The organism is Bradyrhizobium sp. UFLA01-814 (assembly GCF_046718885.1).
Classification (GTDB): domain Bacteria; phylum Pseudomonadota; class Alphaproteobacteria; order Rhizobiales; family Xanthobacteraceae; genus Bradyrhizobium; species Bradyrhizobium elkanii.
The window spans coordinates 36,233-48,231 of record NZ_JAQOSR010000054.1 but is presented as its reverse complement, the minus strand read 5'-3'; the positions used below and the strand labels follow the sequence as shown (position 1 = coordinate 48,231).

The 11,999-nt window shown below is 64.8% G+C and carries 13 protein-coding genes; 9 read left to right on the top strand and 4 right to left on the bottom strand.

Annotated elements, in window-relative coordinates; all coding sequences use genetic code 11:
* The coding region (locus PMN64_RS18400; protein WP_411781652.1) for a 4Fe-4S binding protein at positions 1 to 1,271 on the top strand (1,271 nt) is incomplete at its 5' end.
* A gap of 114 nt (positions 1,272 to 1,385) precedes the next feature.
* Here PMN64_RS18400 and PMN64_RS18395 read toward each other — a convergent pair.
* Positions 1,386 to 2,270 carry an SDR family oxidoreductase gene (locus PMN64_RS18395; RefSeq protein WP_304496362.1) on the bottom strand — a complete coding sequence of 295 codons (885 nt, stop codon included), beginning with the start codon at positions 2,268 to 2,270 and terminating at the stop codon, positions 1,386 to 1,388.
* 92 nt (positions 2,271 to 2,362) lie between these two features.
* On the opposite strand from PMN64_RS18395, the gene PMN64_RS18390 reads away from it, so the two are divergent.
* Entirely contained in the window at positions 2,363 to 3,211 is an 849-nt protein-coding gene (locus PMN64_RS18390; RefSeq protein ID WP_304496363.1) for a helix-turn-helix transcriptional regulator, read from the top strand.
* Between the two features lie 447 nt (positions 3,212 to 3,658).
* Here the strand turns inward: PMN64_RS18390 and PMN64_RS18385 are convergent, their stop codons facing one another.
* Together PMN64_RS18385 and PMN64_RS18380 are read right to left on the bottom strand one after the other, a co-directional pair.
* On the bottom strand, positions 3,659 to 4,444 hold the full coding sequence (locus PMN64_RS18385) for an ABC transporter permease (protein WP_411781651.1): 786 nt from the start codon (positions 4,442 to 4,444) through the stop codon (positions 3,659 to 3,661).
* Positions 4,444 to 5,259: an ABC transporter ATP-binding protein gene (locus PMN64_RS18380; RefSeq protein WP_304500353.1), complete on the bottom strand. Its 816-nt coding sequence runs from the start codon at positions 5,257 to 5,259 to the stop codon at positions 4,444 to 4,446. Before PMN64_RS18380 ends, PMN64_RS18385 begins: the two co-directional genes overlap by 1 nt.
* 198 nt (positions 5,260 to 5,457) lie before the next feature.
* On the opposite strand from PMN64_RS18380, the gene PMN64_RS18375 reads away from it, so the two are divergent.
* Positions 5,458 to 6,381, top strand: a complete 924-nt coding sequence (locus PMN64_RS18375; protein WP_411781650.1) for a ketopantoate reductase family protein — start codon at positions 5,458 to 5,460, stop codon at positions 6,379 to 6,381.
* On the opposite strand, the gene PMN64_RS18370 is transcribed toward PMN64_RS18375, so the two are convergent.
* Positions 6,357 to 7,154: an IclR family transcriptional regulator gene (locus PMN64_RS18370; RefSeq protein WP_411781649.1), complete on the bottom strand. Its 798-nt coding sequence runs from the start codon at positions 7,152 to 7,154 to the stop codon at positions 6,357 to 6,359. The genes PMN64_RS18375 and PMN64_RS18370 overlap by 25 nt on opposite strands.
* Positions 7,155 to 7,284: 130 nt before the next feature.
* Here PMN64_RS18370 and PMN64_RS18365 point away from each other — a divergent pair, with 130 nt between their 5' ends.
* Genes PMN64_RS18365 through PMN64_RS18340 form a run of 6 tightly spaced genes read left to right on the top strand, consistent with a single transcriptional unit; the run spans position 7,285 to position 11,998 of the window.
* A complete protein-coding gene (locus PMN64_RS18365) occupies positions 7,285 to 8,520 on the top strand; it encodes an ABC transporter substrate-binding protein (protein ID WP_411781648.1) in 1,236 nt (411 codons plus the stop codon).
* 56 nt (positions 8,521 to 8,576) lie between these two features.
* A complete protein-coding gene (locus tag PMN64_RS18360) occupies positions 8,577 to 9,926 on the top strand; it encodes an aromatic ring-hydroxylating oxygenase subunit alpha (RefSeq protein ID WP_028342369.1) in 1,350 nt (449 codons plus the stop codon).
* Positions 9,923 to 10,729 (top strand): SDR family NAD(P)-dependent oxidoreductase, encoded by an 807-nt coding sequence (locus tag PMN64_RS18355; RefSeq protein ID WP_411781647.1) that lies wholly within the window; start codon positions 9,923 to 9,925, stop codon positions 10,727 to 10,729. Before PMN64_RS18360 ends, PMN64_RS18355 begins: the two co-directional genes overlap by 4 nt.
* A gap of 31 nt (positions 10,730 to 10,760) precedes the next feature.
* On the top strand, positions 10,761 to 11,351 hold the full coding sequence (locus PMN64_RS18350) for a 3-phenylpropionate/cinnamic acid dioxygenase subunit beta (RefSeq protein ID WP_411781646.1): 591 nt from the start codon (positions 10,761 to 10,763) through the stop codon (positions 11,349 to 11,351).
* Between the two features lie 33 nt (positions 11,352 to 11,384).
* Positions 11,385 to 11,579, top strand: coding sequence for a hypothetical protein (locus PMN64_RS18345; RefSeq protein WP_411781645.1), 195 nt, complete (start codon positions 11,385 to 11,387; stop codon positions 11,577 to 11,579).
* A 23-nt stretch (positions 11,580 to 11,602) separates the two neighbouring features.
* On the top strand, positions 11,603 to 11,998 hold the full coding sequence (locus PMN64_RS18340) for a hypothetical protein (protein ID WP_411781644.1): 396 nt from the start codon (positions 11,603 to 11,605) through the stop codon (positions 11,996 to 11,998).
* The last annotated feature ends 1 nt before the right edge of the window (position 11,999 follow it).

Sequence of the window (11,999 nt, the reverse complement as noted above, 5' to 3'; positions counted from 1 at the left end):
CGGTCCGCGACGTCCCGGTTTCATCGGAGCTGATCAAGGACATCGCGCGCAGATGCGGAGCCGATGATGTCGGCACCATCGAGTTCGAACGGGCCGCCATCGCGCCGCAGCGGGACTTCATTCGCAAGGTCTATGGCCGGACGCGCTCCCTGCTCGCGATCGTCTGCCACATGAACCGCGAGCCGGTGCGCTCGCCATCGCGCTCGGTCGCCAATGAGGAATTCCACAGCACCTATGATCACGTCAACGAAACCGCGCGCGCCATCGTTCGCGCGCTCGACGAGCACGGCATCCCGGCCTGCAACTCGGTTGCCGCGTTCCCGATGGAGATGGACCTTCCCAGGATCATGATGGTCCAGCACAAGCCGATCGCGGTGGAAGCCGGTCTCGGCCGCATGGGAATCCATCGCAGCGTGATCCATCCGAAATTCGGCAGCTTCGTCCTGCTCGGCACCATCCTGCTCGGATGCGAGGTCGACGCCCATGACCACCCGATCGACTACAATCCGTGCCTGGAGTGCAAATTGTGCGTCGCCGCCTGCCCGGTCGGCGCCATCAAGCCGGACGGCGGCTTCGACTTCCTGTCCTGCCACACCCACAACTATCACGACTTTCTCGGCAACTTCTCGCAGTGGGTGGAGAAGGTCGCGGATGCAAAGGACGCCAGGGACTATCGCGCCCGCGTTCCCCGCACCGAGACGTTGAACATCTGGCAATCGCTGTCGTTCAAGCCGGGCTACAAGGCGGCCTATTGCATCTCCGCCTGCCCGGCCGGCGAAGACGTGATCGGCCCCTTCCTGCACGATCGCGACGCCCATTTCGCCGATGTGGTGCAGCCGCTGATCGACAAGGACGAGTTCGTCTACGTGATCCCGGATACCGACGCCGAGGACACGGTGACGCGGCGCTTTCCGCACAAGAAGCTTCAGCATGTCACGTCCGGCCGCCACACCGGCAGCCTGCAGGCCTACATCTTCTCGCTCTCGCTCGGATTTCAGCGCGGCCGGGCCCGAGGCCTGGATTTCGTGACGCATCTGCGCTTCACCGGCACGAGCGCGCTGGATATGACAGTCGTGATCAAGGGCAAGGATCTCCAGGTCGTGCCGGGACGGCATGTCGGAGAGGCGGCTCTGACCATCACCGCCGACTCGCAGGCATGGCTGCGCATTCAGAATCGTGACCTCGAACTTGCGGACGCGATCGACGCAAGGCTGGTGAGCTACAGCGATGAGAAGCTGTTTGCGGCCTACATGCGATGCTTCCCGCTGTAATCGGCTGCGTAGGGCGGGTTAGCGAAGCGTAACCCGCCAACTCTGCTCACCCGCGGAGAAATGGTGGGTTACGCCTTCGGCTAACCCATTCTACGCATCCTACTGCGCTGCTTCTTACTGGACGGAATAGACCAGCTGCTCGAGATCGACAATCAACCCCGGCCCGGTCGGTTGCCATCCAAGCTTCCTGCGCGTCTGCTCACTGGAGGCCGCCATGTCGTATGCAGCGAACGTGCCGAGCCAGCCAAAGAAGGCTTGCGCCTCTTGCGGGGCGATGGATTTGACCGGCAGCTTCAGCCGCCGTCCGATCGTTTCGGCAATGTCGCGCATCGAGACCCCCTCTTCGGCGACGGCGTGATACCTTGCGTTCGGCTCAGCCTTTTCGATGGCCAGCCGGTAGAGGCGCGCCACGTCGAGAACATGCGCCGCCGGCCAACGATTTTGCCCGTCGCCGAGATAGGCGCACATGCCCTTTTCGCGGTACACCGCGATCAATGGGGTGATGAGACCCTGCCTGACAGGATCGTGGACCTGGGGAAGACGCATGGCCGACGCGCGGACGCCCTTCAGCGACAGGGCCGTCTGTTCCGACACGCGGGGAAACGGGAAATCCGGCGATATCGTTTGGTTCTCAGTCGCGATCTCGCCGGGCTTGGCCAATCCCGCCAAGCCCCCGGTTACGATCAATGGCCTGTCCGATCCAGCCAGAACAGAGCCCAAGGCTTCGATGGCGCGGCGGTCGATCTCGCAACTCTTCGCGAAGTTGGACCAGTCGTGAACGAAGCCGAGGTGAATGACAGCATCCGAAGCGCTTGCCCCCTTGCGCAGGCTATCAAGGTCCTCGAGCGAGCCGCGAAGAGCCTCCGCACCAACGGCAGAGATCGCGTTGGCCCCCTCTTCCGAACGGGCCATGCCAAGAACCTGATGTCCGGCGGCGATCAGGTCCTTGACGACGGGAGTGCCGATGAATCCGGTGGCACCAGTGACGAACACACGCATGAGGAAGTCTCCAGGTTTCGTTGGAGACAAATCTGGCTCTGCGCGCTATCCTGTTAAAGTAGTGACCTTATCATGGTATAATAGCTAACAGGATGAGCGAACCGCTCGCGCAAGAGAACCTGCTCGGCGCCTACCTGAAGGACCGCCGCAGCAAGCTCGATCCGGCCGTGTTCGGCTTTCCGCCGGAGCGGCGGCGCACGCCCGGCCTGCGCCGCGAAGAGGTGGCGCAGCGCGCCAACATCAGCGCGACCTGGTACACATGGCTCGAACAGGGCCGCGGCGGCGCACCCTCGGCCGATGTGCTCGACCGCATCGCGCGTGCGCTGATGCTGACCGATGTCGAGCGCGAGCATCTGTTCCTGCTCGGTCTCGGACGCACGCCCGAGGTGCGCTACCAGAGGAGCGAAGGCGTCACGCCCCGGCTACAGCGCGTGCTCGACGCGCTGGAGCCGCGCCCCGCCGTGATACGCACCGCGACCTGGGATATCGTCGCCTGGAACCGGGCCGCGACCGTGATGCTGACGGACTACGGATCGCTGCCGCCGCGCGAGCGCAACGTGCTGCGCTTCATGTTCCTCGATCCGCGCGTCCGCGCCGCACAACATGACTGGGCCAGCGTGGCGCGCTTCGTGGTCGGCGCCTTCAGGGTGGACGCGGCACGCGCCGGTGCCGCAGCCGAGGTGCAGCCGTTCGTCGACGAGCTCTGCCGGCTCAGTCCGGAATTCGCCGCGCTGTGGCGCGACAACGACGTGCGAACGCACGGCGAAGGCGTCAAGCAGCTCCGGCATCCGATCCTGGGCCCGGTCAAGTTCGAATATTCGGCGTTCGCGGTCGACGGCCGGCCCGACCTCAGCATGATCGTCTACAATCCTGTTGATCCGGAGATGACGGAGAAGATCCGCGGGCTGATGGAGGCGGCGCCGGCGCACGAACGCGCGTGATCGTCGCGCGCCACAAACCGAAACGCAAATTGAGTCGCTTCCCTGACACGACCTCAGATATAGTCGCCCACCACCGACCCAACGGTGGGATTTGGGAGAAGATAGCCATGAAAGCCACGTCACTCCTCGCGGGCCTAGCTGTCGCGATCTTGTCGATCGCCCCCGCAAATGCTGAGAATAAACCCGCACTCGCTAAGCAGGCAGCCTCGGGAGCACCCTGCTCCGTCTCCAGCAGCTGGCCCAATCCTACGCCGGTGGTTTGCTGGCCGGAGGGCGTCAAACGTTTCCACAACTTCAACGAATGCAGGGAATCCCTGCTCAAGTTTGGCCACGATACCAATGGCATTTCGTGGTGGTGCCACAGCCAGGGATACAAGACCTGACGGTTTCGCACTCAGAACGCGTCGAGGCCGCCAACGGAGGCGGCCTCCTTGATTGCAATGACGGTTAGTCCCGCGTCCCCGCCGTTGGCCGCCACACCAGCAGCCGCTTCTCAACCGCAGTCACGCCCATGTCGATCAGGATGACGAAGGCCGACAGCACGAACATGCCCGCGAACACGCCGGCGACGTCGAACACGCCCTCGGCCTGCTGGATCAGGTAGCCGAGGCCGGCGGCGGAGCCGAGATATTCGCCGACCACCGCGCCGACCACCGCAAAGCCGACCGAGGTGTGCAGCGAGGAGAACATCCATGACAGCGCCGAGGGCCAGTAGACGTGGCGCATCAGCTGCCGCTCGTTCATGCCGAGCATGCGGCCATTGTCGAGCACCGTGGTCGGCACTTCCTTGACGCCCTGATAGACGTTGAAGAACACGATGAAGAACACCAGGGTCACGCCGAGCGCGACCTTGGACCAGACGCCAAGCCCGAACCACAGCGCGAAGATCGGCGCCAGCACCACGCGCGGCAGCGCGTTGACCATCTTCACATAGGGATCGAACACCGCGGCGACGCGCGGTTGCCGCGCGAACCAGAAGCCGACCAGGATGCCGCTGGCCGAGCCGATCACGAAGGCGAGGATGGATTCCCACAGCGTGATCGCGAGATGCTTCCAGATCACCCCGGTCGAGAACCACTTTACAATTTGGCTGAAGACGTCGACCGGATTGGAGAAGAAGAACGGCGGCAGCAGCACCTTGCCGAACACCGGCACGGTCGAGAAGAGCTGCCACAGTACCAGTGTGACGACGGCGACCAGAACCTGCAGGGACAGCAACGCGACGCGCGACATCAGGCGGCTCCCGCCTGCGTCGACTGGACATAGCCCTTCATCACCTCGTCCTTCAGCACGCCCCAGATCTCGCGGTGCAGGGCATGGAAATCCTTCTCCATCCGGATCTCGGCGATGTCGCGCGGTCGCGGCAGCGTGATGCGCCAGTCGCCGATGATGCGCGCGCTGGGGCCGGCCGACATGATCACGACACGATCGGCCAGCGCGATCGCTTCCTCGAGATCGTGGGTGACGAACAGCACCGCCTTGCGGTCGGCGCTCCACAATTCCAGCAGCAGATTGCCCATGATCTGCCGGGTCTGGGCGTCGAGCGGACCGAACGGCTCATCCATCAGGAGGATCTTCGGATCGCGGATCAGGACCTGCGCCAGCGCGACGCGCTTGCGCTGGCCGCCCGACAGCATGTGCGGATAGCGATTGGCGAAGGCGCCGAGCCCGATCGATGTCAGCCATTTCTGCGCGCGCGCGAGCGCCTCGGCGCGCGCCGTGCCTGATATCTCGAGCCCGATCGCGACATTGTCGATCGCGGTCTTCCAGGGGAACAGCGCATCGGCCTGGAACAGGTAGCCGGCATCACGGTTGAGGCCGCTCAGCGGCTTGTCGAAGATCCTTGCCGTTCCGGCCGCGGGCTTGAGCAGCCCGGCCGTGACGTTAAGCAGCGTCGACTTCCCGCATCCGGTCGGACCGACAATGGCGACGAACTCGCCATGATCAACCGAAAGATTGGCCTGCTCGACCGCGGTATAGACGCGTCCATCCGCCAACCGAAACGCCACCGTCGCACTGTCAAGCGCGACCGCCGTCGGCTCCGTCATCGCCACGCATTCCTCCCGAACTTTCCGAAATGGCTTAGCGGTTCGGGCGGGCAAGTCAACGCAGGAAGATGGCGTAGCAAACAAGGCTGCGGTCACGTGATTTTCACACAGGCCGGGTTACGCAATAGCGCAACCGGGTTGCGCATTGCGCCGACATCGTCGAGGCTGCGACCCAAAGCGACGGACAGGGAGACAATCATGCGGATCGCAGTGGTGGGCGCCGGAGGCGTCGGGGGCGGCTTTGGTGCGGCGCTCGCGCATGCCGGCGCCGACGTCACCTTTATCGCGCGCGGCGCTCATTTGGCCGCCATGCGCAGCGAGGGGCTGAAGGTTCAGGGCGGCCGCGGCGAAACCCATCTGGTCCCGACCCAGGCGACCGACGATCCGGCAAGCGTCGGCCCGGTCGATATCGTGCTGTTCTGTGTCAAGCTGTGGGACGTCGAAAGCGCCGGCCAGCACATCAGGCCGATGGTCGGCCCCGACACGGCGGTGATCCCGCTGCAGAACGGCATCGACGCGCCTCACAGGCTGGTCCCGATCCTCGGACGCGACGCCGTGATGGGCGGCGTGGCGCAGATCTCGGCCTCGATCATCAAGCCTGGCGTCATCAACCAGGTCGGCACCTTCATGCGCATGATCTTCGGTGAGCTCGACGGCCGCATCACGCCGCGCGGCAAGGCGCTGCTCAATCTCTGCCTGAAGGCCGGCTTCGACGCGACCTTGAGCGAGCAGATCAATACCGAGCTCTGGATGAAGTTCGTCGGCCTCGCCACCAATGCCGGCATGACCGCGGTCACCAGGCTGCCGATCGGCAAGCTGCGCGACGATCCCGACTTGCGCCCGCTCTTCGTGTCGGCCTGCGAGGAGATCATCGCCATCGCGCACGCCAACGGCATCAAGCTGCCGCCGGATGCACTGACGAAAGTGCTCGACTTCATCGGACACGCGCCACCGGCGATGAAGGCCTCGATGGCGCTCGATCTCGAGCGTGGCAACCGGCTCGAACTGCCGTGGCTGAACGGCAAGGTGGTCGAACTCGGCCGCAAGCTCGGCGTCGCGACGCCGACGCACGACATGCTCTATGCGGTGTTGAAGCCCTACGCGATGGGCGCGCCGTCCTGATAGCCCAGCAGAACCGAAATCTGCCGGCCCGCCTCGCGCACCAGCTTTGAATATTCCAATAGGTTCCGCTCGTCGATGCGCGCGCTCGGTCCGTAGAGGCCGACCGAACCGACGACCTCGCCGCGATGATCGAAACACGGCGCGGAGACGGCGACCGCTCCGGCGAAGATCTCGCCATGGCTGGTCGCATAGCCGTTGCGCCGCGCAAAGGTCAGCGCGTCCTCGAGCCGCGCGCGATCCGCGCTCTTTGCAATGCTGGCAAGAAGCGCGGCCTGCCGCTTCGGGTCCATGAAGGCCAGCATCGCCTTGCCGGTCGATCCCTGGATCAGGCTCAGACTGTGGCCGACGCCGCGGCTGATCGAGAGCACGTGACGGCTCTCGCATTCGAGGATGCAGATGCCGCGATCATCCTGTTCACGGAACAGCGCGGCGGTCTCGCCGGTCGCCTCGCGCAGGCCCTCGACGACCGGGCGCGCGATCGCGACCACCTCGAGACCGTTCAGCCAGACATGGGCCAGCTTCATCACGCCGTGCGACAGCCGGAAGCGCTGCGGGTCGCCTTCGGCCTGGATCAGGTCGCGCTGCGCCAGCGTCTGCAGCAGGCGATAAAGCGTCGGCCGGCTCAGCCCGACCCGCTTCTGGATCTCGATCACGCTCATCGCCGGCTGATCCGGCGTGAAGCATTGCAGGATCGCGATGGCGCGGTCGACCGCCCGCACGCCTGACGCCCCCTGCTCCGCGTCCTGAACTTCCGCCTTCGGTTTCTTTGCCATCCGTCCACATCCGCAAATTCGGCAGGGGCGCGCTGCATCCAGCGCGCTTGACCAATCGGCCCGCGCGGATACTATCGCAAATTATGAGAATAATGTCCACTAGATGGACATATGAAAATCGACGGGAGGATTGGAATTGCTGCAGACAGACGCCTCGCGCAGATGGGCCGCCGCCGCGATCGCCACGCTGATGCTCTCGACGCCGCTGGCGCACGCCGCATCCGACGGCTCGGGCATTTCGGACGGCGTGGTGCGGATTGCAGTGCTGGGCGACTACGGCAGCGGCCGCGATCTCGGCGGGCCGGGCTCGGTGACCGCCGCCAAGCTTGCCGCTGAGGATTTTCACAACAAGGTGCTGGGCAAGCCGATCGAGATCATCTCGGCGGATCACCAGAACAAGCCCGACGTCGCGGTCGGGATCGCCCGGCAATGGTTCGACGTCGAGCATGTCGACGCGGTGACCGATCTCGCGGTGAGCTCGGTCGGCCTCGCCGTCGCCGGCCTTGCGACGCAGAGCAACCGCACCGCGCTGGTCTCGGGCGCAGCGACATCGGACCTCACCGGCGACAAATGCTCGCCCGTCGTCACGCATTGGGCCGACGACACCTACGCGCTGTCGGCCGGCCTGGTCGGCGAGCTGAGCCGCCGCGTCGGCAAGGAATGGTTCTTCGTCGCGGTCGACTATTCGTTCGGCAGCGCGATGGTGAAGGATGCCTCACGCGCCGTCACCGATGCCGGCGGCAAGGTGATCGGCGCGGTGCGCTATCCCTTCAACACCACCGACTTCTCATCCTTTTTGCTGGCCGCGCAGAGCTCCGGCGCCAAGGTGGTGGCGCTGGCCGGCACCGGCGCCGACACCGTCAACGCGGTCAAGCAGACCCACGAATTCGGCCTGCAACAAGGCGGGCAGACCATCGTCGGCATGCTGACCTTCATCTCCGATGTCCATTCGATCGGCCTGCGCGACGCGCAGGGCATGTACATCGCGTCCCAATATTACTGGGATGACGACGACGGCACCCGCGCCTTCGCCAAGCGCTTCATCGAGATCGAGAAGCGCGAGCCGACCAAATTGCAGGCCGCGACCTACGCCGCCGTGCGCCATTACCTGAAGGCGATCGAGGCCGGCGGCAGCGACGAGGCCAAGGCGGTCAATGCCGAGATGCGCAAGCTGCCGGTCGATTTCTTCGGCCGCCCCGCGCACATCCGCAAAGACGGCCGCGTCGTCTACGACCTCTCGCTCTACCGCGTGAAGAAGCCGGATGAGAGCAAATATCCCTGGGACTACTACCAGAAGATCGCGGCCATCCCCGGCGACAAGGCGTTCCGCCCCGAGGGAACCGGCGGCTGCAAGCTCGACAAGTAGGACGCACCATTATCGCCGCGACGCACGGTCGCGCATGCTAGATCAAGGAGGAGCCGATGCCGCTTCGCAACGATTTCGATCAGCTTGTTAACGTCAAGGGTGGCTTCATCAGCCGCGAGATCTTCGTGGACGCCGATATTTACCGGCAGGAGCTCGACAAGGTCTTCACCCGCGCCTGGCTGCTGGTCGGCCACGAAAGCCTGGTGCCCAATCCCGGCGATTTCTACACGTCGCGGATGGGCGAGGAATCCGTCATCCTGTGCCGCGACAAGAAGGGCGAGATTCACGTCTTCCTCAATTCGTGCCGGCACCGCGGCATGAAGGTGTGCCGCTACGAGCAGGGCAACACGTCGTTGTTCACCTGCCCCTATCACAGCTGGACCTACACCACCGACGGCAAGCTGCAGGGCGTTCCGCTGCACCGGACGCTGTACGACGGGGTGCTCGACCGCGAGGCCAACTCGCTGGTCTCGGTGGCGAAGCTCTGCAACTACAAAGGCTCGATCTGGGCGACCTGGGACAAGGACGCGCCCGACTTCATCACCTATCTCGGCGATGCCAAGGTCCATCTCGACCAGGCGCTCGACTGCCGCGACGGCCGCGAGGGCGGCTCCGAGGTGATCGGCGTCCACAAATGGGTGTTCCCCGCCAACTGGAAATTCGCGGCCGAGAATTTCCTCGGCGACACCTATCACAACCCAAGCCATCGCTCGGTCGACCTGATCGGCATCGGGCCGAGCGCTGCCGCCGGCAAGAAGGGTCGCCGCGACGACGAGCTGGAGAAGGCGCAGCACGTCTGGATCAGCTTTCCGGAAGGCCATGGCGTACACAGCGCGATCCAGCCGGAGGCCAATGAATACATCGAGTCCTTCCTCGACAACCCGATCCTCGAAAAATACTTCCGGCACTGTTTCGAGGAGCGCAAGCGGCGGCTCGGCGAAGGGGCGCGGCTGCTGCCGTTCGTCGGCACGATCTTCCCCAACACCTCCTATCACGGCCGCCAGCCGCGCGGACTTTGCGCCTGGCATCCGCACAGCCCGACCTCGACCGAAGGCTGGCGCTTCTTCCTCGTCGACAAGGACGCGCCGAAGGAAGCCAAGGAATATCTGCGCCGCTACTACATGCGCTACTCCGGCCCGGCCGGCATGACCGAGCAGGACGACATGGAGAACTGGCTCTATGCGACCGCGGCGAGCACCGGCACGGTGGCGCGGCGCTATCCCTTCAACTATCAGCAGTCGATGGGCGCCTACGTGACCGATCATCCGCTCGGCGGCGATGTCTCGACCCAAGTCACCGAGCAGATCGCGCGCGGCTTCTACCGCCGCTGGACCACCTACATGCAGGGCGGCGACTGGCACGAGTTGCTCGGATCGCCCGCGGGCAACCGGCAGGCCGCAGAATGACCGCGCCCGCAAAAACCGTCCTCGTCAGCGGGGGCACCTTCGGCATCGGCCGCGCGATCACGCTCGGCCTCGCCAGGCGCGGCCACGCGGTGGTCGCCTTCGGTCTCGAGGCGGCACAGGTCTCGAGTACCGCGCAGAACGCCATTCCGGCCTTGCGCCAGGAGCTTGATCGCGAAGGGCTCTCCGCCGAACTGATGGAAGCCGATGTGTCACAGGCCGGCGATGTCGCCAACGTGGTCGCGCACGCGATGGCGCGGTTCGGGCGCATCGACGGCGTCGTCAACAACGCCGCGATCGGCCCGCTCGGCACCGTGCTCGACACCGACGAGGCGCTGTTCGACCGGATCATCGCCGTCAATCTCAAGGGACCGTATCTGACCAGCCGTGCCGCGATCCCGCACATGATCGCGCAAGGCGGCGGCTCGATCGTCAACATCGGCTCCGGCGCCGGCTGGGGCAAGCCGAACATGGCGATCTACAGCGCGAGCAAGGGCGGCGTTGTCGCGCTCAGCGCAGCGATGGCCTACGACTTCTTCCACCAGCGGATCCGCGTCAACACCGTGATCCCCGGTGGCGGCGGCATCGTCAGCGGCATGAGCCTCGGCCGTGTCGGCGGCGATGCGGCGCGTTTCGGCAAGGGCGCACCGGGCACCGCCGCGGGCCGCGTCGCCGCCGGTGACGACATCGCCAATGTGGTCGCCTTCCTGCTGTCGCCGGAAGCCGAAACGCTGTCCGGCACCGTGATCGATGTCGGCTGCTTCGCCCAGCAGGGCGGGCCGATTCCGCCCAAGCCGGCGCTCTGACAACCCTGCGATGCCTGATGAGGAGATAGCGATGACGACCGTTCAGGATCAGGACCAACAACAACACGCCGGCAACGCCGCGATCGAGCGATCGGCGACCTACTACCGGCTGAAGGCCGATGTCGAGGATTTCTACTACCACGAGGCCGATTTGCTCGACGACCGGCGCTTCCGCGACTGGCTCGAGCTACTCACCGACGACATCAGCTATTTCATGCCGATCCGCCGCAACGTGAAGTTCGGCCAGCAGGCCGCGCGCGAGAACACCAAACGGGGCGAAGGCATCAGCTGGTTCGACGAGGACAAATGGACATTGACCAAGCGGGTCGAGCAGATCCTGACCGGCGTGCACTATGCCGAGGAGCCGCTGTCGCGCATCACGCATATGGTCAGCAATGTACAGATCAAGGGCGCGCGGCCGGATGTCGACGCGGCGCGCGAGCTCGACGTCACCAGCCGCTTCCTCGTCTACCAGAACCGCGTCGAGTACGAGACCTACATCTTCGTCGGCCGTCGCAACGACACGCTGCGCCTGACCGACAATGGCTGGAAGATCGCGCGGCGCGAGATATTGCTTGAACAGAACATCCTGCTGGCCAAGAATCTCACCACGTTCTTCTGAGCGAGGCCAACTCCGGGCGAGGTCAAGGTAGCGATGATTGACGTGATGGCGATCAAGGTGGGGACGCGGCTGAAACTGGAGGCCGGCGTCCTCGCCGAAGTGGTGGAGAACATGGACGACGGCCAGTGGCTGCAGGTGCGCTATCTGGAGTGCCCTGCCCGGCCCGCCGACGTCGGCACGGTGGAGCTGTGCCATGCCCAGGACGTCATCAAGGTGCTTAGCGAGTAGTCCCAGTCAACGGACCGACGATCATGCTGCGATTTGAATACATGCCGAGCGATTTTCATCCGCTGTTCCTGTTCCTGGGCGAAGCCGCCGATCTCGCCGCGCTGGCAAAGCTGCTGCGGCGCTTTGCCGAGAACCCGCAGACCATTGCCGTGGCGGAGCGAATTCCCGGCGCCGTCTCGCGCGACGCGCTGGTGCTTGCGCCCGCCGACGACGAATTCGGCATGCGCGATCTCGGCGGCCGGTTTGCCTGGAAGCTGACCGATTGGCAGGCGGAGCGGATCGCAGAGCGCATCGAGCTGTTAACCCCTGAGGATAACAAGTCCGGCTCAGAGATCGTCGAGATCGGCAGCGACGGCGAGATCCCGGTCAAGCTGTCGCGCGGCGAATTCACCGACGACTTCCTGATCACGCGCAGATAGC